Genomic DNA, 26544 nt, shown 5'->3' with positions numbered 1-26544 from the left:
TGGGGAGATGCTGCGCCCACCAATGATATCCGGACGCCCCGGGTGTCTCACTCGTTAACCTCCGGAGTCACAGGCCACAATGGATCCTGTTACTCCACGAAGGGATAAGCGTGCGCTCCACAGCCGGACCCGGCCTCCTGTTTGTGCTGGTCTGCGCCATGGGCGCCGGCCCGATGATGAACTACGGGCTCTCCGCCACGAGCACCCTGATCATGGCCGATCTGGGGATCAGCGACGCGCAGTTCGGCGTGTTGGCGGCCACCTGCTTCGCCGGGGCTGCAGTGTTCTCGATGTGGCTGGGCCGGCTGAGCGACAGGATCAGCGCCCGCTCCCAACTGCTGATCATCTTCGGCGGCACCGCCCTCGCCCTCGGCTTCGCCGCCTTGTCCGGCAACTATCTGTGGCTGCTGGCCGCCGTTCTGCTTTCCGGTCCGGCGCAGGCCATATCCAATCCCACCACGAACCGGATCATTATCCACGCGGTCGAACCGGGCAAACGGCCCGGCTGGATGGGCATCAAGCAGTCCGGTGTACAGGCCAGCCAGCTGTTCTCCAGCCTCTTCTTCCCGGCAGCCGCGCTGGTCGCCGGGTGGCGCGGAGCCGCCGTCGGCGCCGTCGTCGTGCTGTTCCTGCTGCTGGCCTACGCGTGGTTCCGGGTGCCTCCCGAACCGCGGCTCGCACACCGGCCGGCCTCGGCAGGACGGGCGGCAGACCGCAAGTTCCCGGGCGCGGTCTGGCTGCTGGCCGCGTTCGCCCTGTTTTCCGGTGCGGGCATGCAGGCCACCAACGTCTACCTGCCCCTGTTCGCCCAGCGGGAGATCGGCTTCTCGCTGCTGATGGGCGGCGTCACCGCGGCAGTGGCCGGCGTCGTCGGCGTGACCTCCCGGGTGCTCTGGGGACGAAGGATGGCCGACGGCGTCCGCGCCTCCACCCTGCTGCTGATCCTGTCCGCCGGCGCCGTCTGCGGAGCCGCCCTGCTGCTCGCCGCCGGACAGACCGGAGCACCCGGGCTGCTGTGGTCCGGCGTCGTCTTCCACGGCGCCTCCGTACTGGGCGTGAACGTGGTGGTGATGGCCGGGGTGCTCCGGGAAGTGCCGCCGGAACGGGTGGGTGCGGCATCCGGGGCGGTCTCGCTGGGCATGTACTCCGGTTTCGCGCTGGGGCCGCTGGCCATGGGCCTGCTGCTCCAGTACTCCGGCGGTTTCCTCGCCGGGTGGTTGTGCATCGGCGCGGCCCATCTGATGTGCGGCGGCATCGGCCTGGCGTACCGGCGGCTGGGCTCAACGCGGGCCGGATCCGCCGTCGTCGGAACCCGGAGGAAATAAACGACGCCGGATCGGACTTGTGCTTTAAGTGCCCTACGGCACGGTTCCCCCACAGCTTGGAGAAATATGACTACCGCACGCGCTTACGCAGCCACCTCCGCCACCGATCCTCTGGTTCCCACCACGATCGAACGCCGCGAGGTCGGCCCGCATGACGTCCTCATCGACATTGCCTATGCCGGTGTCTGCCACTCGGACATCCACACCGTCCGCGGCGAATGGGGACCCATCGCGTACCCGCAGGTTGTCGGCCACGAAATCGTGGGCACCGTGGCGGAGGTCGGCACCGAGGTCACCGCACACAAGATCGGCGACCGCGTAGGCGTGGGCTGCATGGTCAACTCCTGCGGCGAATGCGAAAACTGCCAGGCAGGCATGGAGAACTACTGCCTGAACGGCAACGTCGGCACCTATGCCAGCAAGGACCGCGACGGCACCATCACCCAGGGCGGTTACGCCACCTCCGTGGTTGTGAATGACGGCTTCGTGCTCCGCGTTCCGGAAAGCATCCCGTATGAAGCAGCCGCTCCGCTGCTCTGCGCCGGCATCACCACCTACTCGCCCCTCGCACACTGGAACGCGGGTCCGGGCAAGCGGGTCGCCGTCGTCGGCATGGGCGGGCTCGGCCACATGGCCGTGAAGATCGCCGTCGCCATGGGCGCCGAGGTTACCGTGCTGTCCCAGACGCTGAGCAAGCAGGAAGACGGCCTGCGCTTCGGTGCCGAGCACTACTACGCCACCAGTGACGAGAGCACGTTCGAGAAGCTCGCGAACACGTTTGACCTGATTATCAACACGGTCAGTGCGCCGATCGACCTGCAGCAGTACCTGTCCCTGCTGCGTCTGGACGGCACCATGGTCAGCGTGGGTGCCCCGCCCGAGGCGCTGCCGATCTCCGTCTTCACGCTGATGAGCAAGCGGCGCTCCTACGCCGCCTCGAACATCGGCGGCATCCGCGAAACCCAGGAAATGCTGGACTTCTGCGCCGAGCACAACATCGCCCCCGAGATCGAGCTGATCAAGGCCGAGGACATCAACACCGCCTACGAGCGTGTGCTGAAATCCGACGTCCGCTACCGGTTCGTCATTGACGCAGCGACTATCTAATTTCTTAGAGTCAAAGGCACCCCGCCGGTTGGCGGGGTGCCTTTTGCGTTTCACCCGGCTTAGATGGTCCGACGACGCCGGCGGCCTCCCTTCTGGGCCCGCACATGATCCGGCGCGGTCTCGCAGTGACATAGGTGGTGCTGCGGTTAGTTGTTTCCTCTTGGCTTTATCCGCACGGATTGATAGTTTGCCCTTCCACCAACGGGAACGGCAGGTTATGGAAACCGACTTTGAGGAAGCCGCTACTGAAGAGGGTGCAGAGACTGGTTTTGTTTTTGCCACCTTTGTTGGAAACGGTTCAGCAGGGGAAACCCTGAACCTGTTTTACTCACCGGACGGGAAAACGCTGTTCGGCGGAGACAATAACCCGGTGTATGTGCCGGCGGATGGTGGCGGACTCCGGGACCCGTCCATCCTGTACCGGAATGATCGTTGGTATGTGGCTTACACCAGTATGGATGGCCGGAATAAGGACTTTGCCATTGCGTCGAGCTCCACAGGACACCCCGGGTCGTGGAGTCTGCTGACCAGGGTTTCTGTTGCCGCCGCGCCCGGACTCGTCAAAGCGTGGGCCCCGGAACTGGTGGTGGATGGCAATGACGTTTACGTGTTCTTCAGCCGGATCACGTCCGCAAACGTAGGCGATATGTACTACGTCAAGGCGGCCAATGCCGCCTTGACTGCCTGGAGCACTCCCGTTGCCGTTACCTTTGCGAACGAACCCGTGAGTTACATTGACGGTGTACCGGTCAGCGGGACGGACGGGCGATGGTATCTGTTCTATTCCACAGGAAACAGTATTGACCGGGCCGCAAGCGACACCATCACGGGCCCCTGGCGAACCGATCGTTCAGGCAACTGGGCCGGGTGGGGAAGCGGTATCGAGGGACCTGCCGTTTTGAAGGACGGGGACACATACCGGATGTATTTTGACCGGTACGTAAACAATCTGGGGCTGCACTGGAGCGAAGCCGCCAGCCTCAACGGGCCGTGGTCCCCAGCAACCAAGGTAGTGACTGCCCCCTATGTCCTCCACCGGGACCAGACCCTCCGGCATGGAAGCGTCTATGCGCTTTCCTCACCCATGGCCCGAAACAAGATCATTGCGGCTCTTTCCATGCCGGTTACCGGCGGCAACCATTCGGAGTGGCAGAATCCGCCAGGGGTACCGGTTCCAAAGGGTAGGCCTACCGTTATGAGCTGGGTGGTTCCCGATGAATCCGAAAGCGTGAACCCAAACCTGGTTGCGTTTGAGGACGGCGGAACGTTCACCTTGAATGAGTACTGCAATTACGCGATTGTCATGACTGCCGCCGCCGTCGGAGTTACGGGTATAACACGTTCGTTCATTGAGATGGTCAGTGAAGATGGCAGAACGATTCATATGCGGCAGGCTGGGGGAGCGGAGGACGTTTTCTCATTTAGCATGGCGACGTTCAAGCCGCGCGCTGCCGGTGAAAGAGTCCGGTTCCGGATTTATTTGAATTGGACCGGCCCGCAATCCACCGCAGCAGTCCCGGTCCGGGTTCGGTTTACCAAAATCGCAAGAATCTAAAGGCGAAGGAAGGTATCCCCATGGCCAGGAGCGGACGACGTCCGGTTCGGGCCGTGAACCGGTAGTGCCGACGGGAATATGCCTCAATAAAGGACTGGTTCCATGCTCCCGCCGAGGGTTTCGTCGAGTTCTCGTTGAGTTGAGCCTGCGTAGAGGCCTCGCCGTGTCACCGACCCAACCGAGTGGTTTTAAATTGCCTATTGGCTTTATCCGTCGGCATTGGTAGGTTCTTCCACGACCGGTCGCCGGCATAATGTGCCCGGCGCATAAATGTCTCGAATTGGGGGAATTCTTATGTCACGTGTGTTGTCTACAGAGCAGGCCAAGTCTGCCATCGGCCAGGTACAGTCCATCGTCAACGGCGGCTTTACAGACCAGATCTCGGCGCTTGATGCGCAGGGCAAGATCCTCTCGGACCCGAACATCTGGGACGGCCCGCTGGCGTCACAGTTCCGCGGATCCACCTGGCCGGAAACCAAGGCCGCCCTGGACAAGGCCAAGCAGGAACTGGAAGAACTGCGGACCCAGCTGGAGAAGATCTCGCAGGACATTTTCTCCGCCGGTGGCGGTGCTTAAAGTTTCCCTTCGTCTCTAGGTAACTGCAGCGCAGCCGGTCCGCTCACGCGAGCGGCCGGCTGCGCTGCAGTTACTGGCCGCCTGTCCCGGTTTTCGCGGCCGGTGTCCGGGGAGCTAGATCCGCGAGAGTTGTTCCTGCAGTTTTGCCTCCGGTGTTACGTCCCGGGGTGGAACAGCGGCGTCGCATTTTTGACTTTTTCGGTTTGTCCAGTGGGGGGCATTGCGCATGTTTGGGTTGGAAGATCGTTTCGTTGAGGTGCCGTTGTTGCCGGAGGATTCCCGGGGCCGGTTTGATTACGGTGTGGCGGTGGCAATGAGGTCCGCATTCAGGGCCGAAGCTTCTCGTCTGACCGATCAAGCAGCGTCGCGGACGTCGTATGTATCCGCGGCGAAGGAGGATTTCGCGGGGTTCTTCTCCGAGGTGTTCCAGGCCAATGCTGACACGGCGGCCAATGATGCGCAGGCATTGGCACAGGCGCTGGGCACTGTTGCCGACTATGTGGGGACGATGATCCGTGCAGCGCGGGAGGAGGACGCCCGCCGCAGGGAGAACAACGAGTGGGTCCGGCGGCAAAACGAACGCGATCTTGCCGAGCGTATCGGGGATGCATTCGGGGGCGGGGAAGAGCGGCCCAACGCCGAACGGGGCCCGGCTCCCACGTTTGATTCGACCACGGCTTCCGTGGGGTCCCGGGACACCCAGCCCGGAATGGGAGGCAGCGGCGGCACGTCCTCGGCACGGCCGCAGAACCTGCGCACGTTCGCAACAAATTCCCGTTCCCTGGATGACGCCCTGACCGCCGTGCCCGGCATGCTGGAGGGACACCTAACTGACTTCGCGGCCCGCTGCGGATGGGGACGGATCGAGGCGGATGGGGTGATGACTGCCTATAGGGCCTATCTGGATGCCAACGAGAATGATGCACAGTGGGCGCTGACTCTGGCGGATAATTTCGCCAAGGCCGGAGGAGAAGGCAACGTCTCAACGGTTTCTGACGCTGCGCTGGCGGCCGCCCTCGCCGCTGCGGGCGTGGATGCGACCCGCGATGGACTGAAGATTGACCCGCCCACAGCCTACGGCGCGGTCCCGACCACCGGGTACGCCAATGACCCGGTGAACACGGCCACGGGTAACTTCGTGGAGCCGGAAACGGACCTCGGATTCGCGGGCACCGCCTCGAACCTGGTTCTGTCCCGGATGTACAACTCTCTGGCGCCGCAGGAGGCTTCCGGTGTCTTCGGTCCGGGCTGGTCCTCGGTCCTGGACCAGCAGCTGGTGCTCTCGGATGAGGGCTGCCGGTGGATCGTGGCTGACGGCCGGGCCGTGGATTTCCCCCGCGAGGGCGAGATCTGGGGACGGGCGGTGGGGGAGAGCTACTGGTTGACCCGCGAACCGGCCACCGTGGGAGTACTCGCGGAACTGGCATCCCTGCCTGAGGACAGCACGGACCTGCTGGTGGTCCGGGACAACCAGGGCGGTTGGTGGGCGTATAGCCTGTCCGGGGTCTGGCTCGGAGCCGGGTCCGGTCCCGGCCGGACAGTCTCTGTCCACCGGGAGCCGATGGCATGGGCAGACACCGACGACGGCGCCGGCCAAGTAACCCGCCTGTCCCATGTGCGCGGCCGGTTCCTGGACGTCGACTACGTGGGCGGCCGTGCCGTCGTCGTCCGGGCCTCGGACGGGCGCCGGGCCGAATACGGGTACAACGACGCCGGCCGCCTCGTGTCGGTCACTACCGAGACCGGCACCCGCTCCTACCGGTGGAACGAGCAGGGGCTGATCGACGCCGTTTACTCTGCCGCCGGTGTGCTGGAAGCGGAGAACACCTATGACGAGCAGGGCCGGGTAATCCTGCAGGTCACCCAGCACGGCCGCCGCACCCGCTTCGCCTACCTCTCAGGCCGGGTCACCGTGGTTTCGGATGAAGACGGCACCCGCTCCAACTCCTGGATCGCCGATCCCAAGGGCCGGCTGGTCGGGGTGCTGGATTCGCATGACCAGCGTCAGTCCATGGCCTATGACCGGCACGGCAACCTGGTGTCCCTCACTGAACGGGACGGGTCCGTTACCGTGCACGCCTACGATGACCGGGGCCGGAAGATCCGTACCGTCACGCCCGAGGGGGCGGACCTGACCTACGGCTGGGATGAGCAGGACCGGATCACCACCCTGGTCACCGAATCCGGGTCCGTCGTCAGCTACGAATACGGCGATGAGTTCACCCGGGACCCGTCAGTGATCGAGGATCCGCTGGGCGGCCGCACCGAACTGACCTGGGACCACGGACTCCTAACCCGGGTCACGGACCCGGCCGGGGTATCCGTTGAGTTCGACTATGACAACTACGGCGACCTGATTGCGACACGCAACGCCCTCGGTGACACGGCACGGATAGTGCGCGATTCTGCCGGCCGCCCAGTTGCCTCGATCACTCCCTCGGGCGCGGAGACCCGCTTCACATATGACACTGCGGGCCTGCTGGTCCGGCGCGAAGACCCGGATGGTGCAGTCTGGGCCTTCGAGTACGACGCCGCCGGGCGGCTCACCGCCTCCGTCGCCCCCGATGGGGGCCGGACCGCACTGGAATACGCGGCCAACGGGGAACTGGTCCGAACCATTGACCCGCTCAGCCGGGCCATTGAGCGGGTCTTCGATGAACTGGGCAACGTCACCGCGGCGATCCTGCCCGATGGTGCCCGCTGGGGCTTCACCCATGACACGCTCTCCCGGCTGACCGGCATCACCGACCCGGCCGGGCACGACTGGATCCGGGAGTACGACAAGGTCGGCAACCTCACCGCCGTCGTCGACCCCACCGGCGTGCGCTCCGATACCGTGACCGACCGCGGGGCAGGCACTGCCACCGTCGCGGATGCGTTCTCCTCCTCGACCTACAGCTTCGACGAATACGGCCGCCCGGTGCGTGCCGAAGCCGCAGACGGGTCCGCGGAACTGACCACCTATGACGCCGCCGGCAACCCCGTGGAACTGCTCGACGGCGAAGGCGGGCTGACCCGCCTGGAACGCGACCCCGCCGGGAAAATCACTTCGGTGACCTCGCCCTCCGGGGCTGTGACCCGGTACGAGTACGATGTCTGCGGCCGGCCGTGGAAGACCATCGACCCGCTAGGTGCTGTCACGGAACTGGTTTACGACGCCGATCAGCGCGTCACGGCCCGGATCCTTCCCACGGGGGAGACGGAGACGTTCGAGTACGATGCCTGCGGCCGGCTCATCCTGCGCGTCACGCCGGGCCGCGGCAATGCCCGCTACGGGTATGACAAGGCGGGACGGCTGAGTTTCTCGCAGGATTCCTGGTACGGGACGCGGCGTTTCCGCTACAACGTGGCCGGGGAACTGACCGAAACCGTCAACGGTGTGGGCGGGCGGACCCGGTTCGAGTACGACGTCCGCGGCCGGCTGATCCGGATCACCGATCCGCTGGGCGGGGTGACCGCCCGCACCTATACCGAGACGGATAAGGTGGATTCGGTTAGTGATCCGCTGGGCCGGGTCACCACGGCCACCTATGATCCGGCGGGACGGCAGCTCTCCCAGACCGACCCGGACGGAAACACCACCACCTGGACGTATGACGCGGCAGGCCGGGAGCAGAGCACCTCGTGGAACGGGAGGTTGCTGGCATCGGTGGACCGCGACCGGATGAACCGGCGGGTGGTGGTCACCGACTTCACCGGGGACGACGGGCTGACGGTCGAGCATGAACTCGGCTTCAACCGCCGGGGCCAGCTGACTTCCCGCGCCCGAGGCGCCGAAGGCATGTCATGGTCCTATGACGCCGACGGGAACCGTTCGTCCTTCACTGACACCGCCGGGACCACCACCACCTATGCCCGGGACGCAGCCGGCCGGATCAGGACAGTGCACAACCCCCGGCTGGGGTCAGCGCAGTTCACCCATGACGCCTCCGGCCGGCTGACCGCTGTCATGGCCGGGGACCTGGTCCAGGAATGGGCGTACCGCAACGGCTACCTGGCCGAACACACGCGCACCAACCGGGGTGATACCGACAGTCCTGCAGATATCACGATGATCGGCCGGGATGAGGACGGCCGGATAACGGGTCTGACCCGTGCCGGTGCCGTGACCCGGTACGGCTACGACGGGGCAGGCCAGCTCGTGGCTGCTGCCACCACGCCTGTGGGGAAGTCGGATGCCGCGGCCACCGCCCGCGCGCAGGTTTCGGAGTGGGAGTACGACGCCGGCGGCCGGCTGGTCCGCGAGTTCACACCCGCTGGTTCGCGGCTGTATGCCTATGACGTTGCCGGTGAACTGACCTCCGTCATCGAGCCGGACGGGTCCCGGACGGAATATGTCTACGACGGGCTTGGCCGGAGGTCGCGGCTGATTCGCGCGGACGGGTCCTGGACCGAATACGCCTGGGGCGAGACCGGGTACCTGCACGGAACCGTGGACCGCACCCCGGACGGCGCCGAAACAGCCCGGCACCGCTTGTGGGTAGATGCCCTGGGCGAGCTGGCGGCGGTGGACGGCTGCCCGGTGTGGTGGGACAGTGCGAACCCCATTCCCACGCTGGCCGGCGTCGGTGAGGAGCAGGTGGTGAGCCTGCCCGGCGGGGTGACCGGGATCAGTGAGGCGTGGATCGCTCCGGGGTGGCGTGCTGCCCGGGCAACGGACCAGGCTGATCCGTGGGCGGTGCTGGGTGCCTCGGTCATTCCGGAGCCGGGTGCCGTGTCCGGAACGGGTGCTATGTCCGGCGCTGGTGTGATGGCCGGCGGTTCGCCGGCCGGCATCGGTCTGACCGGTAACGGCGGCCTGGATGTTGCTGGCTTGGAGTGGCTGGGCGCCCGGGCGTATGACCCGACAGCCCGTGGTTTCCTCTCCACCGACCCGCTGTCGCCGGTCCTGGGCGCCGGCTGGGACGGCAACCCGTACTCCTATGCGGGCAATAATCCGCTGAACGCCAGTGACCCTACGGGTCTGCGTCCGCTGACCGATGAGGATTTGAAGGCCTACGACGCGGCCAACCGCGGCATGCTGGCAGCTGCAGGGGACTGGGTTAAGGACAACTGGGAATACATTGTCGGCGGTGCCGCGATCATCGGCGGGACGGCTCTGATGTTTGTTCCCGGCGGCCAGGTCTTCGGCGCCGGTCTGATCAGCTTTGGTGCCGACGTCGTCATCCAGAAAGCCACCACGGGGGACGTGAACTGGGTCCAGGCCGGAATTTCCGGCGGTCTGGGTATGGCCGGCGCCGGCGTGGGAATGATCGCAGGCAGGATGGTCAGCAATCCCGTGATCCGGATGGCCGTGGAGAATGGGGTAGAAGGGGCAATTACCGGGGCGGGGGACTATTACAACGGTCCGGGTCCGCATACAGCCTCGGGTGCGTTGAGAGCCGCCGCAACAGGCGGGGCCACGAGCGCGGCGCCTATAGGAGGGCTGCCGTACAAAAAACTTGGAGACTTTCCGGTAACTGTGCTTGACCCTGCCGATGTGCGTTTCAGTCAGCGAAGTGTCAAGGACTTGCAAAACCGAATTGATAACATGGCCGAGCATGGCTGGACAAGGGACCTGGATCCTGCGGACGTTGTCATCATGCCTGACGGCGGGTACACGACACTGGACCATAGGCGAGTGCTGGCCGCACGCGCGACGGATAATCCCCTTTATGCTCATGTCCATCATCACTCTGACCCTTTTGAGAAACCAGAAGTGGGCGAGCGTTTCCCTGTGCCCCGAGGGAAAAACAAAGGCCAGCCTGCTGAGACGTGGGGGCAAGCGATTGAGAATAGAATCAATGATCAAGGTTCTATCTTTAGGAATACTTACCCACAGGGGTCACCGTTTATCGGTTGGGCCGGGGACTAACAGTTTTTAGGAGACTGAGAATTTAATGACAGAAACTCAATCGCTGCCTGCTCTGTATTCCCACATGATCGAGTGCGGGATAATCGATCTTCATCCTTGGTTTCTCCTGCAGGGAGAAGCCCAGATGCGGCGCGCACAACATATCGACGAGGTACTCCCAGGTTGGGGGATCATTCCTTTTGCGCGGAGGACCGATGATGACGACGTGGCGTGCTGGACCGGCAGCAAGGTTGTTGTGATAGATGACTGGGATGTCTGGCCGGATGAGAACGGGATGCCGATACGCCGTGTGGGGCGGGAGTACGCCTCCATGGAGGAATGGTTCCTTGCTGCCGCCCGAGACTTCATCGAGTTCGACTGGAGTTGACCTGGGCCCCCAGAAGGGTCTGATAGGGGGGTTGGCCCTTGTACCCGGATTGCTCCCAGGGGAGAAAATGAACAGTTCCGCCCGGCACACCGAAAGGCACCACGCAATTGACGAGTACTCCGAGCCGGTCCGAGATCAGCAGGGTGTTGTCCCATGCGCTTCGTCATGCCCCGGGTGAGTATGGGCTGGTGCTGGATCCGGAAGGCTGGGCGCCGGTTCCTCGAGTGCTTGCTGCCCTGCATCGGTTAGGTCCGGAGTGGGAAGCCGTTGACGAGGTGATGCTTCACGGGGTGCTTGAGGCTGCTGGGAAAAAGCGCCATCAGATAAGTGATGGACGGATTCGCGCGGTGCACGGACATTCCGTGCCGGTCCGACCGGCGGAGGAACCCGCTGAGCCGCCCGCGGTGCTTTTCCACGGGACCGCGCGAGATACTGTCCCGGTGATTCGGGTCGCCGGGATCTTGCCTATGGGGCGCCGGTATGTGCATTTGGCTGAGACCGTGGAGCAGGCGAGGGAAGTCGGGCAGCGTAAGGACAGCTCTCCCATGATTCTTGCCATTGACACCGGTATGGCGGTCTCGCGCGGTGTTTCCTTTTATCGGTCGGATTCCGGAGTTTGGCTGTCCGGTCCCGTTCCCGCGACGGCGGTAGAGGTCCTGGACGCTACCGGCTGACGTCTGCCGGTAGCGTCCGGGTTAGATTGAACCGGCGGATGCCGATTGCCACGGGGATGGGGGCGGCCGGATCACGGGGCTGACCCGGGCGGGCCCGGTGACCCGGTACGGGTCCGACGGGGCGAGTCAGGTGGTCGCTGCTGCGACTCGAATTTGGGGAAGTGGGATGCCGCGCCGACCGTCAGGGCGCAGGTCTCGGAGAGGGAGTACGACGCTGGCGGCCGGCTGGTCCTCGCCTCCCACCGGGCCGCGAACCTATGCCTACGATGCCGCCGGCCAGCTGCTCTCGGTGCCGGAGGCGGACGGATCCCGGACGGAGTATCCGGAACGGGTGCTATGTCCGGGGCGGGCGCGATGTCCGGCGGTTTGCCGGGCGGGATCAGTTTGACCGGTAGCGGTGGCCTGGATGTTGCCGGCCTGGAATGGCTCGGTGCCCGTGCCTATGATCCGGCGGCCCGCGGTTTCCTTTCCATAGATCCGCTGGCCCCGGTGCTGGGTGCGGGTTGGGACGGTAACCCCTACGCGTATGCGGGGAATGACCCGCTGAATGCCAGTGACCCGACGGGTCTGCGTCCGCTCACGGATGAGGATCTGAAAGCCTACGACGCGGCCAACCGCGGCGCGTTGGCCGCTGCGGGGGACTGGGTTAAGGACAACTGGGAATACATCGTCGGCGGTGTGGCGATTATTGGCGGAGCCGCGCTGATGTTTGTTCCCGGCGGACAGATCTTCGGCGCGGGTTTGATCAGTTTCGGTGCCGACGTCGTCATCCAGAAAGCCACCACGGGGGAGGTGAACTGGACCCAGGCGGGGATCAACGGCGGCCTGGGAATGCTTGGTTTCGGTGCCGGCGCGGCGGTGGGCAGGGCGTTTAACAATCCGCTGGTGCGTGAGGCCATGACGAACGGTGTCGAGGGGGCAGTAAGCGGAGCCGGCGGTTATTTCACTGGGCCGGCCCCGCATACTCCTACAGGATTTTTCAAAGCTGCGGCGACCGGGGCAGGGGCGGGTGCGCTTCCTATCCCGAACCTCATCCGTGTAGTCGGACAGAAGATCGAGAATAAATTGATGGCGGCGGTCACCGCGCGCCCTGATGCGGGCACAATGGCGATGGGCCGGAGCATGGAGTACCTCGTGGTGCCTTACGCTGATGCGAACGGCATGGGCTATTACAAAGCCCTGCCGGATAAGTTTTATGACTTCACTCAGGACTATCTCCCGAATAGTCATGAAAGAATCCATCTCTGGGCCAACAAGAAATGGATCGATTATCAAATGAAACAGGGAAAGTCTCTTGTTGACATAGGAGCCCCGATGGGACCTGCGGTCCGGGGGATACCGACAGATCCGAGTCCTTACTATGATATGGACTAGAGCAAGTGTCAGGTTATCCTGGCTATAGTCAGGATCCGCAGGCATCATGGAATTTGAGGAGTTGATACTGCGTATAGAGAGATACCTGAAGGCGCGCTCGTTCCCGATAAAAATCGCTCACGAACCGATGCCTATATGTGTCTCGATAGGGCCAAGGCGCTCTTTCTCCAAGCTTGATCGGTGTGAGTAGGCGATCCTTCAGGGGCTGTGATTGATGAGTTGGAAAACTCCGAGGTGGATGGCATGTATAGGGAAAAGTTCTTCAAGGTGGTTCAACATACGAGGACGGGCGCCTTCGGGTTGAAACACCAATGGACGTTTGTGCTTATCGGTCCCAATGGGGACGAATTCATAATGGATAGAGCCGAGCTGCGGCAAGCCCTGAAGCATCGACCGGATGCAGCGAATCAGGACGTGTTCAGATGTATGGATCGTGCCGTCGAGCTCTTCCGGGAGGGCAGGCCTGAGTGGGTCGGGTATCCGTCCGGGGCGGTAGTCGCCGATTTAGGCGATTATCTCTGATGGCTTGATGGCTTGATGGCTGGCAGGGAGAATACATCAACCACTGACCCATTTGTGGCGTGCCGCAGGAGGCGTATGCAGAGGCTGATCCCGGGCACACGTTGTGAAGGCAACTCGCCCAACGTGTTTGGGAATCTCCGCAAGCAATAGGAGCACTCATGTTCATCAAGTTCACGTCCCTGTACGCCGTGGTCTGTTGGTCCGAGGAGTGTTGTAGGCCGCCATATCGCTGCGATGAGCGACGTAAACGCGTGTCCACTCGCCGGATTGGGCGGTGATTGCTGACAGCTGACGGGCAAATAGCCCGCTTTGGTGGAGGTGCATGCCTTCGTCCGCCTGTGCATGAACCCAGTCGCGGTACCGCTCGTACACGAAGCTGAAGGTCACGAAAGGCGTGAAGTTTTGGGCATTGGTTAGCTAAAAGCGTCGGTCGTTCTGGTCAATGGGGACCCGACAGAACGTCGTGACCGACCACCCCCTACCCGCAGCACAAGGATGCTGGTTGCGGTCTCGTGCTGGATAGACTCTCCGATGATCATGAGAGCCGGAGATTCGTTCACGGTTCCTGGCAGCGGGTTGCCAAAGCGTTGTTGGAAAGCCGCTGTCAGGTCGATCCGGTCACGGTGACCAACGACTGGATGAGCTCCTCTCTGTTCATCTGCTTGATGGAGTGCCAATAGTGGAGAATCTGGCCAATGACGGTGGGTTTGGCTTCTATGGGTTATTACGAGTCGTCGCCGGACGCCATTTATCAGTTCATGAGAAAGCACCTGTCAGAACCGCATCACATCGGCCTACACGTATGGGCGAATGAGAAGTGGATTGGGTCTCGGCGCGGCGGCCGGCAAGATCGTCAGCAATCCCGTGATCCAGCAGGCCGTGGAGAACGAGGTCGAGGGCGCAGTCACCGGGGCAGGAGAGTATTGCGCCGGACCGGGTCCGCACACAGACCCGGGTGCGTTGGAAGCCGCCGCGGTGGGCGGGGCCACTGGCGCTGCGCCATTTGGAGGGCTTTCTGCCAAGCCGGAATCACAAGTTAAGTGACCCAAACCTCGGGAACTTCCGCCGAAAATGGAGGGTATGCCGGGTAATCCGGTAGACAACTTTACCGATGGTGTCTATACGGGTCGTTACCTGACCGAAGATGCGACCTATTATCGTGCCCGATGACATAGCAACCCCATCGATAGCGGTTATGTTGCCAGCTTCCCAGCCCGGTACAGCTGTCTCTGAACGATCTACGGCACCCCAGACGAGTGCTGATGGACGTGTCTACCCTGGTGATACTCACCAGTTGTACATTCCGGATGCTAAGAATGTCGGAGGGACTATAGGAAACTCGGGTTTAAAGGAATGGGTCATGCAGAATAAAATTGGTTTGTTGACTGAAGATATGTCTCGCTTCGCTTTTATTCTAAGAGTGATGGGTTTATCTGATTTGGCTCAGAAGTATGAGCAACTTGCCGGGAAGCTGCGAAATGATCAGTCGCGTGAGGCTGTGAAGGAGGCGCGGGGTTGGGTCGCGAGCAGTTTCGGACGAGGCAGTAGCAGCCTCGGCGATCGGTATGTTTATCGTGATGGAGTAATCGATGAGGCATTGAACGCCGAATACGAAACCCTCCTTCAAAAACTGACCGACTTCGCAAATGGTGCTTAGGGGTCCCGTTACGTCCAGTCTCCCGCAGGTACTGTCGTACATACAGGTGGTGTGGCGAATCAAGGGGCTCAAGTGACTTCACGAATGGCACAACGAGCAGCAGATTTGGCGATGCTTCTGGGACGTTATGGTTACGAGTCGGAAGAACGTTATTTCAAATCGGTTCGCGCTTCCCTGGCGAGGGCAGAAGGTGACCCTGACGCGCTGAAGGATGTCTCTAGGAGTATTCTCTCGGCCTATCGGGGAATGGGCAGTCTCAATGATTTAGTTATTATGGCTGATGGCCAAGTCGATATGTCGGCCAACGATGAGCTGACTCTCTTATTAAGGCAGCTTCGAACAACGGCGATCGAGCTGGCTACGGGCGGACCCCTAAGGTGATGGGTTGATGGATGGAGGGTCGTGTCACTCCTTGCGCTGACATGCACGGATATAGGTAACTTCTCACCGAACAGTGACATGTGGACCGTCGACCCCACCCGGGCGGTCAGGTTTTTCGGAGATATACATGAGAGGCATGCCCGTACAGGTCAGGGCCACCAGGGTAACGAGAAAGCGACCTTCTCTCGTATTCGGTAGGACATATTACTCGTATGATGTTCAGTTTCAGGATGGCCGAGTTCAAAATGATGTGAATTTGGACGACGTATTGCAGGGTGCCCGTTACCCGGCCGATTACCAGACGGTAAAGAACGGTGCGCAGGCGGTCGCGGGAGACGGAACCCCCGGCACTTGGGTGGACTATCCGTACGGTCGGCCCGTCTCGGAATAAACGTGTACACCTCCTCAGCCTTGGCTGGTACTCATACCAGGGAACGTCATTGGTGTTCTGGTGGTGGGGGTGGGGTTCGGGCTATCGTGGCGATAGTTTGGTCCGCAAGCATCATGGAATGCGAGTAGTGGGTTATGGCTTACCGGGAAAGGTATTTAAAGGCCGTCGAGCATCGGCGTGCCGGTTTGTTTGGTTTGTCGCACCACTGGATGTATGCGCTTATTAATGAGCAAGGCACGGAAGACCGCTTGAATACAATCGACTTACTCAGAGTCCTCGTTCCCGATCACGACAGCTCACGAACAGATGCCTATATGTGCCTTGATAGGGCTAGTGAACTTTTCCTCCAGGGGCGGTCGGCCTGGGTAGGCTATCCGTCAGGGGCTGTGATTGATGAGTTGTTATACCCCTAGGAGCCGGCTCGGATGGCCAGTAGCTGATGCGGCCCAGGCAGCCTAGCCCTCCGTGCGTGAACCCCTGTTGTTATGGAGAGTGGAGTAGCGGTTAGGGGGAAAAGACATGTTCGGCAAGTACGTGTACCTGAGCGTCGTGGCCTGCTGGTCTGGGGGGATTATGTGTACGACGTGATGACGAGTCCCGGAGTAGTTGAAACGGTGCCAGCGAAACGGTTGGATAAAGCCCTGGGACTAGACCCGAAGGGCACTCAGAATGACCTGCAGGAATGTCAGAGGATCGCCGGTCGTCTCTACAAGGAGGGCAAGTACGAGGACTGGGTCGAGTTCTCAACAGGGTTTGTGTTTCCGGGTAGCGAGTTGGCTGAGTATTAGGCCGGAGACCCTGCACCCTTCGGAGCAAGGCAGCGGGGTCGAGGGTCGTTGCGACAAGCCCTGAGGACTCGCGGATGGACAGTGCCAGAGCAGATGGAGACCGAGTGTATGAAGCGCTCCGGGACGCCTATGGCCGCAGGATCTCATCACCGTCGCTCACCAAAGCCACGGCAACACCGTGCTTGGCAGCAAGGGAGGTGAAAAGCGACCTTGCCTCTGCATCATGGCTCCACGCAAACGCCGCATAGACCACAGCCGTTCCGATGGTGTAATCGGTGACCCGGGTCTCCAACTCAGGGTCCTCATCGAATTCGTCATCGGTCGGAGAGCCCGGGCCGTTCATCGGGGGAAACGCTGCAATAAGCTCCCTGTAAAACTCCCTCAAGGCCGGAGTGGTTACAGCGACGTCGTCATAGGAATGGCTCTCCGACCAACTGGACTGCTCGCGCCACCAGGCAGGAAAATCCGTGTCCGTGACACTGTCCGCGTCGAACGCCAAAATGTCGTAGCTCATGGCAGGGAGAATACAACACGGACCAGGTTCGGCCCGGTATCGGTTCCCGACGACTATCCCGGCCCACCTATAATTTCGTTATGCCAATTCTGCGTCTCGAGGACGCCATCTACGAACACCTGCCCGTCCCGCAGCACGGAGCCGGACTGTGAGCGGGGGACTCGTCGCCCTGCTGGATGACGTTGCCGCGCTTGCACGCATAGCCGCCGCCTCCGTGGATGACATTGCCGCGGGAGCCGCGAAAGCTGGAGCCAAGGCCGCCGGCGTCGTGATTGACGATGCCGCAGTGACCCCCCAGTACGTATCCGGTGCCGACCCGTCCCGTGAACTGCCGATGATCAAAAAGATCTTCTGGGGTTCGCTGCGCAACAAACTGCTCTTTATCCTTCCGGCACTGCTGCTGATCAGCGCCTTCATTCCGGGTGTGATCCCGTTCATCCTGATGCTCGGCGGCACGTACCTCTGCTACGAGGGCGCAGAGAAGGTCTGGCACAAGTTCTTCGGCCACCATGAGGACAAGGAGGCCCCTGCGGTAGAGCGGGGGCCCGACGCCGAGTCCAAGGTGGTCAAGGGTGCCATCACCACCGACTTCATCCTGTCCTGCGAGATCATGGTCATCTCCATGAACGAGGTGGGCGACGCGTCCATCTGGGTCCGCGCGGTCATCCTCGTGGTCGTGGCTATTGCGATCACCATCCTCGTCTACGGGGCCGTCGGGCTGATCGTCAAGATGGACGACATCGGCCTGCATCTCGCCAAAAAGGACTCAGCAGGATCCCAGCGAATCGGCGGTCTGCTGGTGAAGGGAATGCCGGCCGTCCTGGCAGCCATTACTTTCGTGGGAACCATCGCCATGCTCTGGGTGGGCGGCCACATCATGCTGGTGGGTGTCTCCGACCTCGGCTGGCACGCGCCGTATGACCTGGTCCACACGCTGGAGCACCCCGTGGCCGGCCTTGCAGTTGTGGGCGGCATCCTGGGCTGGCTCGTGAATACGCTCTGCTCGGCCATCGTCGGACTGGCCTGGGGCCTGGTTGTCATGGCGATTCTGCACCCGCTGAAAAAGGTACTGCCCTTCGGCAAGAAGGACGGACATGAGGACGGTGACTCCAGGGCCGCAGCAGCCGGGCACAACCCGGAGAAACCGGACGCCGACCCCGCCGGCTAACCTGGACTCCTGTCTCAGGGGCGGCCTCCTTTGCTAAGGGGGCCGCCCCTTTTTGCGTGCGTGCGGATTCTCTACAATCCAGGAGCAGACCGGGCAGCGTCAGGCTCGCTCCAGCACAAAAACGGGAATATGGAAGGGCGGATCCTCGCCCCACCAGCCGCGCCAATCAGCGTCGAGTCCGGTCCGTTGTCATGGCGAAACCGTCTAAAGCCCGATGTCGGCGCTTTCCAGCAGTGCGACGGCGTCCGGCTGGCCCTCGTACATCACCAGGGCATGCCCGGTCCGGCCGTGGGCGTGCAGCAGCAGCTCGCACGGTTCGCCGACAATCGCCACGGACACCGGAGCGCGCTTTGCCACATGCCGGGGACCGTCCGGACGCACCAGCACTATGCCCAGGTCCACGCCGCGGTACAGGATGGCCGCACGTTTGATGAGCTCCGCCCACAACGCGTCAGAATAATCGGAATCGAGGGCGCGCGGCGCCCAGCGGTCCGAGGCGCGCCGGATGTCTTCGGTGTGCACAAAGTACTCGCTGAGGTTGGCGCTGTTGTCCACTGATTTGAGGTGCATGGGGGACAGGCGCGGCGGCCCGGCCCGGAACGCGCGGACCAGTTTGCCGTAGCTCTCCGTGGTGGATGCCTTCTGCGCTGTTTCCTCCAGGGCCTTGTCCGTCCGCGCTGCCAGGGGCTTGATGAACATGCCCAGGGCAGTACTCATACGGTGCTCGCGCAGGTAGAGGTGGGCTGCGAGCTCTTTCGTCTGCCACCCCTCGCAAAGCGTGGGTGCATGGGGCCCGGCTGCAAGCAGCGTCTCGGCCAGGACTTCACGGGACGGGTCAACAAAATGCATCACTGCTGAAACTAGCATGGAACCCTGCTTTTCGCCGGGGCTTCGGCTCTAATCCGCGCGTAACGCGGCGTTTTAGCGCCGGGCAGTAGAATCGGTAGCGATGCTTCCCACACCTTCCCCCCAGAATCCGCCGGCTGTCCTCGATCCGGAGCTCGCGGCGGCACTCAAGCGCGACGACGCCGGCCTGGTGGCCGCCGTCGTCCAGCAGTTCGATACCAACCAGGTCCTCATGCTCGGTTGGATGGATGACGAGGCACTGCACCGCACCCTGACCTCCGGACGGGTGACCTTCTGGTCCCGCTCCCGGCAGGAGTACTGGCGCAAGGGGGATACCTCCGGGCATGTGCAGTGGGTGAAGTCCGTGGCCCTGGACTGTGACGGCGACGCCCTCCTGATCCGTGTAGACCAGGTAGGCGCCGCCTGCCACACAGGCACCCGCACCTGCTTCGACGGCCGTGAGCTGCCCGCCGTCGTCGGCGCCGCCTAAGACCCCGCTCCACCACCAACGCAGGGAAGAAGTAGAAAAACATGCAGGAGCTAGGAGCCATCCGCCCCGGCCTGGACGAATTCCGGGCCCTGGCGCGCGACCGCCGGGTGATCCCCGTCCGCCTCACCGTGCTGGCGGACGCGCACACCCCGATCGGGATCTACCGCAAACTCACCAACGGCGAGCCGGGGACCTTCCTGATGGAATCCGCCGCGTCCGGCGGCGTCTGGTCGCGCTATTCCTTCATCGGCGCCCGGTCGCGTGCCACGCTGACCACGCTGGACGGACAGGCGCACTGGCTGGGCTCCCCGCCGGCCGGCGTGCCCGTGGACGGCAGCCCGGTGGAGGCCCTCGCCCGCACCGTTGAGCTGCTGGCCACGGACCGCTTCGACGAGCTTCCCCCGTTCACCTCCGGCATGGTCGGCTTTGTCGGCTGGGAAACCGTCCGCCACTGGGAGAAGCTGCCCAACCCGCCGGCGGATGACCTGGACCTGCCCGAAATTGCCATGAACCTCGTCTCGGACATGGCCATCCATGACAACAGTGACGGCACCGTCACCCTGGTGGCCAACGCCATCAACTTCGACGGCTCGGACGAGCGCATGGACGAAGCCTGGCACGACGCCGTGGCCCGCGTCCGCTCGATGCTCGGCCGGCTCGCGTCCCCTATCCCGCAGGCCGTCTCCGTGCTGGCGCCGGGCACCACCATTGACGTGGCTGCCAACGTCAAGGAGAGCTGGCCCAAGCCGGACTACACCCGCGCAGTGCAGCGCGGCAAACAGGCCATAGTGGACGGCGAAGTCTTCCAGGTGGTCATTTCCCGCCGCTTCGAGGCAGACTGCCGGGCCGAGGCCCTGGACGTCTACCGGGTGCTGCGCACCACCAACCCCAGCCCCTACATGTACCTGTTCAACTTCGAGGACGCGCACGGCAACCCCTTTAACGTGGTGGGCTCCTCCCCGGAGGCGCTGGTGACCGTGACCGGCCGCGACGTGATCACGCACCCGATCGCCGGCTCCCGGCCCCGCGGCAAGACCTCGGAACTGGACCGTGCCCTGGCGGACGAACTGCTGGAAGACGAAAAGGAACGGGCCGAACACCTGATGCTGGTGGACCTGGCCCGCAACGACCTGTCCAAGGTCTGCCGCCCCGGCAGCATCGACGTCACCCAGTTCATGGAGGTGGAGCGTTTCAGCCACATCATGCACCTGGTCTCCACCGTCGTCGGGCGGCTCGCTGACGCCTCCACCGCCTACGACGTACTGGCCGCGACCTTTCCCGCGGGAACCCTGTCCGGCGCCCCCAAGCCCCGTGCCCTGCGCCTCCTGGACGAAGTGGAACCGCACCGCCGCGGAATCTACGGCGGGGTAGTGGGCTACCTCGACTTCGCCGGGGACATGGACATGGCCATCGCCATCCGTTCCGCCCTGCTGCGCGACGGCAAGGCCTATGTCCAGGCCGGCGGCGGCATTGTCAACGATTCGGATCTCGAAGCCGAAGCGCAGGAAACCGTCAATAAGGCGGCCGCGCCGCTGCGGGCCGCCCTCCTCGCCGCTTCACTGGAGACCGTTGAGGCACCTCCAACCCGCATCACCGCACAGGAAGCAGACAAGTGAGCACCACCACCCCCCGCTGGGGCCGCAAGGGCACCGTCATCATGGGGACCGTCCTGCTGGCAGCCCTGGCCTTCGGCACCACCACCCGTACCTGGCTCAACGTCACCCTGCCCGCCACGGGTGTGGTGACGCCCGACGTCGCCGTCTCCGGCAGTGATGCTGCCACCGCCGTCACGGCCTTCGCCGTGGTGGGTGTGGCTGCCGCTCTGGCGGCCGGAATAGCCGGCCGGATTGCCCGCTGGATCATTGCCGTCATTGTCACGGTCTCCGGGGTAGGTGTAGCCGTGTCCAGCTACCGGATCATCAGCGACCCCCTGCAGGGTGCCGCCGGCGCCATCGGCAAGGCCATCGGCGTGAGTTCCGCCGAAGGCACCGTAGCGGAACTGACAGCCATGCCGTACGCCGCAGTGGTCATCGGGATCCTGATTGCCCTGGCCGGCATCTGGCTGGCCCTCGCTGGCCGGTACTGGACGACGTCGCGCCGTTACGCCCCGGCTGCCGAGCCCGGCGCCGCCGGGACCGACGCCGGTACGACGGACGCCGGTACTGACGGCGCCGGTACGGACGCCCCGGACACGGATGCCCGGCGCACCGGGTCCGCTGCGGGCTCCCGCCCCGGAACCACCGCGGCCGCCCCGGCAGACCCGGGCAAGGACTCAGCAGCAGGCCCGCCCGTCGACGAGATCGACAGCTGGGACCGGCTGACCCGCGGCGAGGACCCCACCGACACCAAGTAGGACCCGCGGATCCTGCGTCCGCCCGCCAGAGAACCTGATTGCCCCGGACCGCCGGTGCAATATGTGAAAGGGTTTCCGGCCAGTAATGGCAGAATGGAAACCAGATTCGTTAACGAGGAGATTCATCATGAGCACAAACGCCACAGACCAGCGCCTGAAGCCCGGTCAGGAAAACGGGACCGCCAGCCACGCCAGCATCCACGATGAGACCATCGGGCACGGAAACACGCCTGCGGCGTGGACCTGCGTCCTGATCATGATCGTCGGTGCCGCGGTGTCCTCCGTTGCTTTCATCATGGCCAGCTTCATCGGTTTCTTTGCCGGCATTGCCGTCATGCTGATCGGCCTGGTCGTCGGTTTCATCATGCGCAAGGCAGGCTACGGCGTCAACGGATCAAAGCTGAAGAACAGCGGCCACTGAGTGAGCGTTCTCGACGACATCATTGCCGGCGTGCGGGAGGATCTTTCCGAACGCCGGCAACGCGTTTCGCTCGAGCAGGTCCGCGGATTGGCGCTGCAGGCTCCGGCGCCGCTTGATGCCTACGCTGCGCTGGGCGGAACCGCGGCTCCGCGCACCCGGCTGCACGTCATCGCCGAGGTCAAGCGCAGCAGCCCTTCCAAGGGCGAACTGGCAGACATCGCCGATCCGGCGTCCCTTGCGGCCGCCTATGAGCGCGGGGGAGCCGCTGTGATCAGCGTCCTCACCGAGCAGCGCCGCTTCCGGGGATCCCTGGCGGATCTGGATGCCGTCCGGACCGCCGTCGGGATTCCCGTGCTGCGCAAGGACTTCACCGTGGACGAGTACCAGATCTGGGAAGCACGCGCCCATGGCGCCGACCTGGTCCTGCTCATCGTGGCCGCACTGGAGGATGAGCAGCTGCGCACCTTCCTGGACCTCACTCACGAACTGGGCATGAATGCGCTCGTGGAAACGCACACGGCCGAAGAAGTGGACCGGGCCCTGGCCCTGGGTGCACGGATCATCGGCATCAACGTGCGCAACCTGAAGACGCTCGACGTCGACCGCTCGGTGTTCGCCGCCCTCGCCGGAAGCATCCCGGCCGGCCCCGTGGTGATCGCCGAATCCGGTGTCCGTGACGCCGCCGACGTCGAACACTATGCCTCCAACGGAGCCAACGCCGTGCTGGTGGGCGAGGCCCTCGTCAAGCACTCCTCTCCGGCCGAAACCATCGGCGAATTCACCTCCATCGGCGCCAAGGCAATTGCTGCCCGCAGCCGGAACAACGGCGGAAGCTGACGCTCCGCCCCACACCCCCTGTCCGGGCAGGAACGGCCCGGGCCCAAGCAGGACAGGACACAAAGCCCATGATCGGGAAGTCGGAACAGGCACAGGCAGCCGGTGCTGCCGCGGAGTCCGGAAGCGGAAGCGTTACGGAGGCCTTCCTGAACGGGGGAGTGTCCTCGCTGCGCCACGCCTCCGGCCCGTACTTCGGGGAGTACGGCGGCCGCTGGATGCCCGAGTCCCTGATCGCGGCGCTGGACGAGCTGGAAGACACCTTCGAGAAGGCCAAGGCCGATCCGGAGTTCACCGCCCAGGTGGCGGACCTCAACAAGAACTACTCCGGCCGCCCGTCCCTGCTCACTGAAGCCAAGCGGTTCTCCGAACATGCCGGCGGAGTGCGGATTTTCCTCAAGCGCGAAGACCTCAACCACACCGGCTCGCACAAGATCAACAACGTGCTGGGCCAGGCGCTGCTTGCCAAGCGGATGGGTAAAACGCGGGTCATCGCTGAGACCGGAGCCGGACAGCACGGCGTGGCCAGCGCCACCGCCGCAGCCCTGCTCGGCCTCGAGTGCGTGGTCTACATGGGCGCCGAGGACTGCCGCCGGCAGGCCCTGAACGTGGCCCGGATGGAACTGCTCGGCGCCAAGGTCATTCCGGTGACCAGCGGCTCCCAGACCCTTAAGGACGCCATTAACGAGGCACTGCGGGACTGGGTCGCCAATGTGGACAAAACCCACTACCTGCTGGGCACCGCCGCCGGGGCGCACCCGTTCCCGGCCATGGTCCGCTACTTCCACGAGGTCATCGGCGAAGAGGCCCGCGCCCAGATGCTGGAGCAGGCCGGCCGGCTGCCGGACGCCGTGTGCGCCTGCATTGGCGGCGGCTCCAACGCCATCGGCATCTTCCACGGTTTCCTCGATGATCCCGAAGTGAGGATCTACGGCTTCGAGGCAGGTGGCGACGGAGTCGAAACCGGCCGCCACGCCGCCACCATCACCCTCGGCCGCCCCGGCGTGCTGCACGGCGCCCGCTCCTACCTGATGCAGGATGACGACGGCCAGACGGTCGAGTCCCACTCCATCTCCGCCGGTCTGGATTACCCCGGAGTCGGACCCGAGCACGCCTACCTGGCCGATATTGGCCGGGTCAGCTACGAACCGATCACCGATGCCGAGGCCATGGAGGCCTTCCGGCTGCTCTGCCGCACCGAAGGCATCATCCCGGCCATCGAATCCGCCCACGCCCTTGCCGGCGCCATCAAGGTGGGCCAGCGGCTTGCCGCCGAGGAGGGTGACGCCGCCGAAAAGATTGTGCTGGTGAACCTCTCCGGCCGCGGCGACAAGGATGTGGCCACCGCCGCGGAGTGGTTCAACCTGTTGGACAACGAATCAGCCGAAGCGGAAATCGGCAAAGAAGGGGAACAGCTGTGAGCACCGAGGCACCGCAGAGCAAGTCCGCCGCAGCCATTGACCGGGCCGCCGCCGAAGGACGCGCTGCGCTCATCGGCTACCTGCCCGCCGGGTATCCCACGGTGGAAGCCACCATCGCCGCCGGCATCGCCCTGGCGGAGAACGGCGCGGACCTGATTGAAATCGGCATTCCCTATTCGGATCCCGTCATGGACGGCCATGTCATCCAGGCCGCCACCACGCAGGCGCTGGCAGACGGCTTCCGGGTAGCGCAGGTGTTCGACGTCGTCGCCGGCATCACTGCCGCCACCGATGCCGCCGTGCTGGTGATGACCTACTGGAATCCCGTGGTCCGGATGGGCGTGGACGAGTTCTCCCGCCGCCTGGCCGAAGCCGGGGGAGCAGGGTTGATCACTCCGGACCTGGTCCCGGACGAAGCATCCGAATGGTTCGAAGCCTCCGACAAATACGGCCTGGACCGGGTGTTCCTGGTTGCCCCGTCCTCCACCGAAGCCCGGATGAAGAGCACCGTGGCCGCCAGCCGCGGCTTTGTCTACGCCGTCTCGATCATGGGCGTCACCGGCGCCCGGGACAGTGTCAGCGACGCCGCCCAAAGCGTGGTCAGCGCCGCCCGCGGCGCCGGTGCCGAGCGGGTCTGTGTGGGGCTGGGCGTCTCCCGCGCCGAGCACGTCCGTGAGATCGGCGCCTACGCCGACGGCGTCATTGTGGGCACCGCCCTGGTGGCTGCCCTGCGCGACGGCGGCACCGACGCCGTGGCCGCCCTCACCCGCGACCTCAGCTCCGGAACCGCGAAGGCGAGCCGATGAACCCTCTGTCCGTGTACGCCGGCATCCCCAGCCCGCCTGCGGAGTTCAGCAGCTTCTCGCTGGGGCCGCTGACCATCCACGCGTACGCGCTGTGCATCCTGGCCGGCATCATGATCGCCCTCTGGCTGACCTCCCGCCGCTGGAAGGCCCGCGGACTGCCGGAGGAGTCCGTCTGGGACATCGCCATCTGGGCCATTCCCTTCGGCATCATCGGCGGCCGGCTGTACCACGTCATCTCCTCCCCGGACGCCTACTTCGGTGCGGACGGGGACCTGTCCCTCATCCCGCAGATCTGGCGCGGCGGCCTGGGTATCTGGGGTGCAGTGGCCCTGGGTGCTGTCGGTGCCTGGATCGGCTGCCGCCGTGCCGGGATCAAGCTTTCCACCTTTGCCGACGCCGCCGCCCCCGGGCTGCTGCTGGCCCAGGCTGTGGGCCGCTGGGGCAACTGGTTCAACCAGGAACTGTTCGGCTCGGAAACGGACCTGCCCTGGGGGCTGGAGATCGATCCGGACAACGCGAATTTCCCCGCCGACGCAGCCCCCGGCACCACCTTCCACCCGACCTTCCTCTACGAGTCGCTCTGGAACCTCGCCGGCGTTGCCCTGCTCCTGCTGCTGGACCGCCGGTTCCGGCTCCGCGGCGGCCGGTTGTTCTGGATCTACGCGGCCTTCTACACGGCCGGACGGCTCTGGATTGAACTGCTGCGCATTGATGACGCCGAAATGATTACGCTGCTCGGCGTCACACAACGCCTCAATGTGTGGACCAGCCTGCTCATCCTGGCAGCCTCCGTAGGCATCTTTATTTACCTCACCGGCAAGGCCCGCAAGGGCGGTGAGGGCTCGCTGTACCTTCATGGCCATGAGCCGGAGCCCGCGGGCGGTGTTGGCACCGCCGGTAACAAGAGTGAAACAGAAGCCGGGAATACCGGATCCGCGCCAACTGACCGTCCGGTGCGTGCTAATCTCGCAAAGACAAAAACCGAGGAGTCCCATCCTCACCGGTCCAAGGACAACGGACCTTCGGCCTAGAGCCCGGTAACCCCGGTGCTGCAGGCGGAAGCCACATAGGCGTGGCGCCAAAACGCTGCTGCAGCACCGGGGCCACCCCTTTCCGGAAA

Annotated in this window: 21 protein-coding genes; 19 read left to right on the top strand and 2 right to left on the bottom strand. The window is 63.9% G+C overall.

Translation table 11 applies throughout. The features are described from left to right. The first annotated feature begins 110 nt into the window (after positions 1-110). From GD627_RS09510 to GD627_RS09460, 10 genes are all read left to right on the top strand, one after another. Positions 111-1325, top strand: coding sequence for an MFS transporter (locus GD627_RS09510; RefSeq protein WP_246165413.1), 1215 nt, complete (start codon positions 111-113; stop codon positions 1323-1325). Between the two features lie 66 nt (positions 1326-1391). Further along, complete coding sequence (locus GD627_RS09505; RefSeq protein WP_146362218.1) at positions 1392-2432, top strand: NAD(P)-dependent alcohol dehydrogenase; 1041 nt, start codon at positions 1392-1394, stop codon at positions 2430-2432. A gap of 217 nt (positions 2433-2649) precedes the next feature. Then, positions 2650-3987, top strand: a complete 1338-nt coding sequence (locus GD627_RS09500) for a family 43 glycosylhydrolase (protein WP_152272293.1) — start codon at positions 2650-2652, stop codon at positions 3985-3987. Positions 3988-4281: 294 nt separating this feature from the next. Beyond that, positions 4282-4563, top strand: coding sequence for a pyrophosphorylase (locus GD627_RS09495; RefSeq protein ID WP_146362217.1), 282 nt, complete (start codon positions 4282-4284; stop codon positions 4561-4563). Positions 4564-4876: 313 nt separating this feature from the next. After that, a complete protein-coding gene (locus GD627_RS09490; protein WP_194266019.1) occupies positions 4877-10417 on the top strand; it encodes a DUF6531 domain-containing protein in 5541 nt (1846 codons plus the stop codon). A 25-nt stretch (positions 10418-10442) separates the two neighbouring features. Continuing rightward, entirely contained in the window at positions 10443-10784 is a 342-nt protein-coding gene (locus GD627_RS09485; RefSeq protein ID WP_152272291.1) for a hypothetical protein, read from the top strand. A gap of 107 nt (positions 10785-10891) precedes the next feature. Beyond that, positions 10892-11458, top strand: a complete 567-nt coding sequence (locus GD627_RS17035) for an RNA 2'-phosphotransferase (protein WP_152272290.1) — start codon at positions 10892-10894, stop codon at positions 11456-11458. Positions 11459-11794: 336 nt separating this feature from the next. After that, entirely contained in the window at positions 11795-12832 is a 1038-nt protein-coding gene (locus GD627_RS09470; protein WP_152272288.1) for an RHS repeat-associated core domain-containing protein, read from the top strand. Between the two features lie 1882 nt (positions 12833-14714). Next, positions 14715-15011 carry a hypothetical protein gene (locus GD627_RS09465; RefSeq protein WP_152272287.1) on the top strand — a complete coding sequence of 99 codons (297 nt, stop codon included), beginning with the start codon at positions 14715-14717 and terminating at the stop codon, positions 15009-15011. Positions 15012-15083: 72 nt separating this feature from the next. After that, complete coding sequence (locus GD627_RS09460) at positions 15084-15392, top strand: DUF6966 domain-containing protein (RefSeq protein WP_152272286.1); 309 nt, start codon at positions 15084-15086, stop codon at positions 15390-15392. Between the two features lie 1306 nt (positions 15393-16698). On the opposite strand, the gene GD627_RS09455 is transcribed toward GD627_RS09460, so the two are convergent. Beyond that, positions 16699-17085: a hypothetical protein gene (locus GD627_RS09455; RefSeq protein ID WP_146362205.1), complete on the bottom strand. Its 387-nt coding sequence runs from the start codon at positions 17083-17085 to the stop codon at positions 16699-16701. Positions 17086-17233: 148 nt separating this feature from the next. Between GD627_RS09455 and GD627_RS09450 the strand changes: the two genes are divergently transcribed. Next, positions 17234-18253 carry a DUF808 domain-containing protein gene (locus GD627_RS09450; RefSeq protein WP_152272285.1) on the top strand — a complete coding sequence of 340 codons (1020 nt, stop codon included), beginning with the start codon at positions 17234-17236 and terminating at the stop codon, positions 18251-18253. A gap of 204 nt (positions 18254-18457) precedes the next feature. On the opposite strand, the gene GD627_RS09445 is transcribed toward GD627_RS09450, so the two are convergent. Continuing rightward, a complete protein-coding gene (locus GD627_RS09445) occupies positions 18458-19102 on the bottom strand; it encodes a TIGR03085 family metal-binding protein (RefSeq protein WP_146362431.1) in 645 nt (214 codons plus the stop codon). Positions 19103-19202: 100 nt separating this feature from the next. Here GD627_RS09445 and hisI point away from each other — a divergent pair, with 100 nt between their 5' ends. The 8 genes from hisI (at position 19203) to lgt (ending at position 26455) form a co-directional block, all read left to right on the top strand. Continuing rightward, complete coding sequence (hisI, locus tag GD627_RS09440; protein ID WP_146362203.1) at positions 19203-19589, top strand: phosphoribosyl-AMP cyclohydrolase; 387 nt, start codon at positions 19203-19205, stop codon at positions 19587-19589. A 41-nt stretch (positions 19590-19630) separates the two neighbouring features. Continuing rightward, positions 19631-21205 (top strand): anthranilate synthase component I, encoded by a 1575-nt coding sequence (locus GD627_RS09435; protein WP_146362202.1) that lies wholly within the window; start codon positions 19631-19633, stop codon positions 21203-21205. Next, a complete protein-coding gene (locus tag GD627_RS09430; protein ID WP_152272284.1) occupies positions 21202-21942 on the top strand; it encodes a Trp biosynthesis-associated membrane protein in 741 nt (246 codons plus the stop codon). Before GD627_RS09435 ends, GD627_RS09430 begins: the two co-directional genes overlap by 4 nt. A 127-nt stretch (positions 21943-22069) precedes the next feature. Continuing rightward, complete coding sequence (locus tag GD627_RS09425; RefSeq protein WP_146362200.1) at positions 22070-22363, top strand: HGxxPAAW family protein; 294 nt, start codon at positions 22070-22072, stop codon at positions 22361-22363. Next, on the top strand, positions 22364-23200 hold the full coding sequence (gene trpC / locus GD627_RS09420) for an indole-3-glycerol phosphate synthase TrpC (protein WP_152272283.1): 837 nt from the start codon (positions 22364-22366) through the stop codon (positions 23198-23200). A 68-nt stretch (positions 23201-23268) separates the two neighbouring features. Continuing rightward, positions 23269-24618, top strand: coding sequence for a tryptophan synthase subunit beta (gene trpB / locus GD627_RS09415; protein WP_246165412.1), 1350 nt, complete (start codon positions 23269-23271; stop codon positions 24616-24618). After that, a complete protein-coding gene (gene trpA / locus GD627_RS09410) occupies positions 24615-25424 on the top strand; it encodes a tryptophan synthase subunit alpha (protein ID WP_152272282.1) in 810 nt (269 codons plus the stop codon). Before trpB ends, trpA begins: the two co-directional genes overlap by 4 nt. Beyond that, a complete protein-coding gene (gene lgt, locus GD627_RS09405; protein WP_152272281.1) occupies positions 25421-26455 on the top strand; it encodes a prolipoprotein diacylglyceryl transferase in 1035 nt (344 codons plus the stop codon). The genes trpA and lgt overlap by 4 nt, the downstream gene beginning before the upstream one ends. The last annotated feature ends 89 nt before the right edge of the window (positions 26456-26544 follow it).

Source organism: Arthrobacter yangruifuii (assembly GCF_009192775.1).
Classification (GTDB): domain Bacteria; phylum Actinomycetota; class Actinomycetes; order Actinomycetales; family Micrococcaceae; genus Arthrobacter_B; species Arthrobacter_B yangruifuii.
The sequence above is the reverse complement of the archived record's forward strand: the minus strand, read 5'-3'. Positions and strand labels throughout refer to the sequence as shown.

Bases quoted from the DNA above. Each gene is read 5' to 3' on its own strand.
- GD627_RS09505 (WP_146362218.1), top strand. From the start codon at position 1,392: ATGACTACCGCACGCGCTTACGCAGCCACCTCCGCCACCGATCCTCTG.
- GD627_RS09500 (WP_152272293.1), top strand. From the start codon at position 2,650: ATGGAAACCGACTTTGAGGAAGCCGCTACTGAAGAGGGTGCAGAGACT.
- GD627_RS09495 (WP_146362217.1), top strand. From the start codon at position 4,282: ATGTCACGTGTGTTGTCTACAGAGCAGGCCAAGTCTGCCATCGGCCAG.
- GD627_RS09490 (WP_194266019.1), top strand. From the start codon at position 4,877: ATGAGGTCCGCATTCAGGGCCGAAGCTTCTCGTCTGACCGATCAAGCA.
- GD627_RS09485 (WP_152272291.1), top strand. From the start codon at position 10,443: ATGACAGAAACTCAATCGCTGCCTGCTCTGTATTCCCACATGATCGAG.
- GD627_RS09470 (WP_152272288.1), top strand. From the start codon at position 11,795: ATGTCCGGGGCGGGCGCGATGTCCGGCGGTTTGCCGGGCGGGATCAGT.
- GD627_RS09465 (WP_152272287.1), top strand. From the start codon at position 14,715: ATGCAGAATAAAATTGGTTTGTTGACTGAAGATATGTCTCGCTTCGCT.
- GD627_RS09455 (WP_146362205.1), bottom strand. From the start codon at position 17,085: ATGAGCTACGACATTTTGGCGTTCGACGCGGACAGTGTCACGGACACG.
- GD627_RS09445 (WP_146362431.1), bottom strand. From the start codon at position 19,102: ATGCATTTTGTTGACCCGTCCCGTGAAGTCCTGGCCGAGACGCTGCTT.
- hisI (WP_146362203.1), top strand. From the start codon at position 19,203: ATGCTTCCCACACCTTCCCCCCAGAATCCGCCGGCTGTCCTCGATCCG.
- GD627_RS09435 (WP_146362202.1), top strand. From the start codon at position 19,631: ATGCAGGAGCTAGGAGCCATCCGCCCCGGCCTGGACGAATTCCGGGCC.
- GD627_RS09425 (WP_146362200.1), top strand. From the start codon at position 22,070: ATGAGCACAAACGCCACAGACCAGCGCCTGAAGCCCGGTCAGGAAAAC.
- trpB (WP_246165412.1), top strand. From the start codon at position 23,269: ATGATCGGGAAGTCGGAACAGGCACAGGCAGCCGGTGCTGCCGCGGAG.
- lgt (WP_152272281.1), top strand. From the start codon at position 25,421: ATGAACCCTCTGTCCGTGTACGCCGGCATCCCCAGCCCGCCTGCGGAG.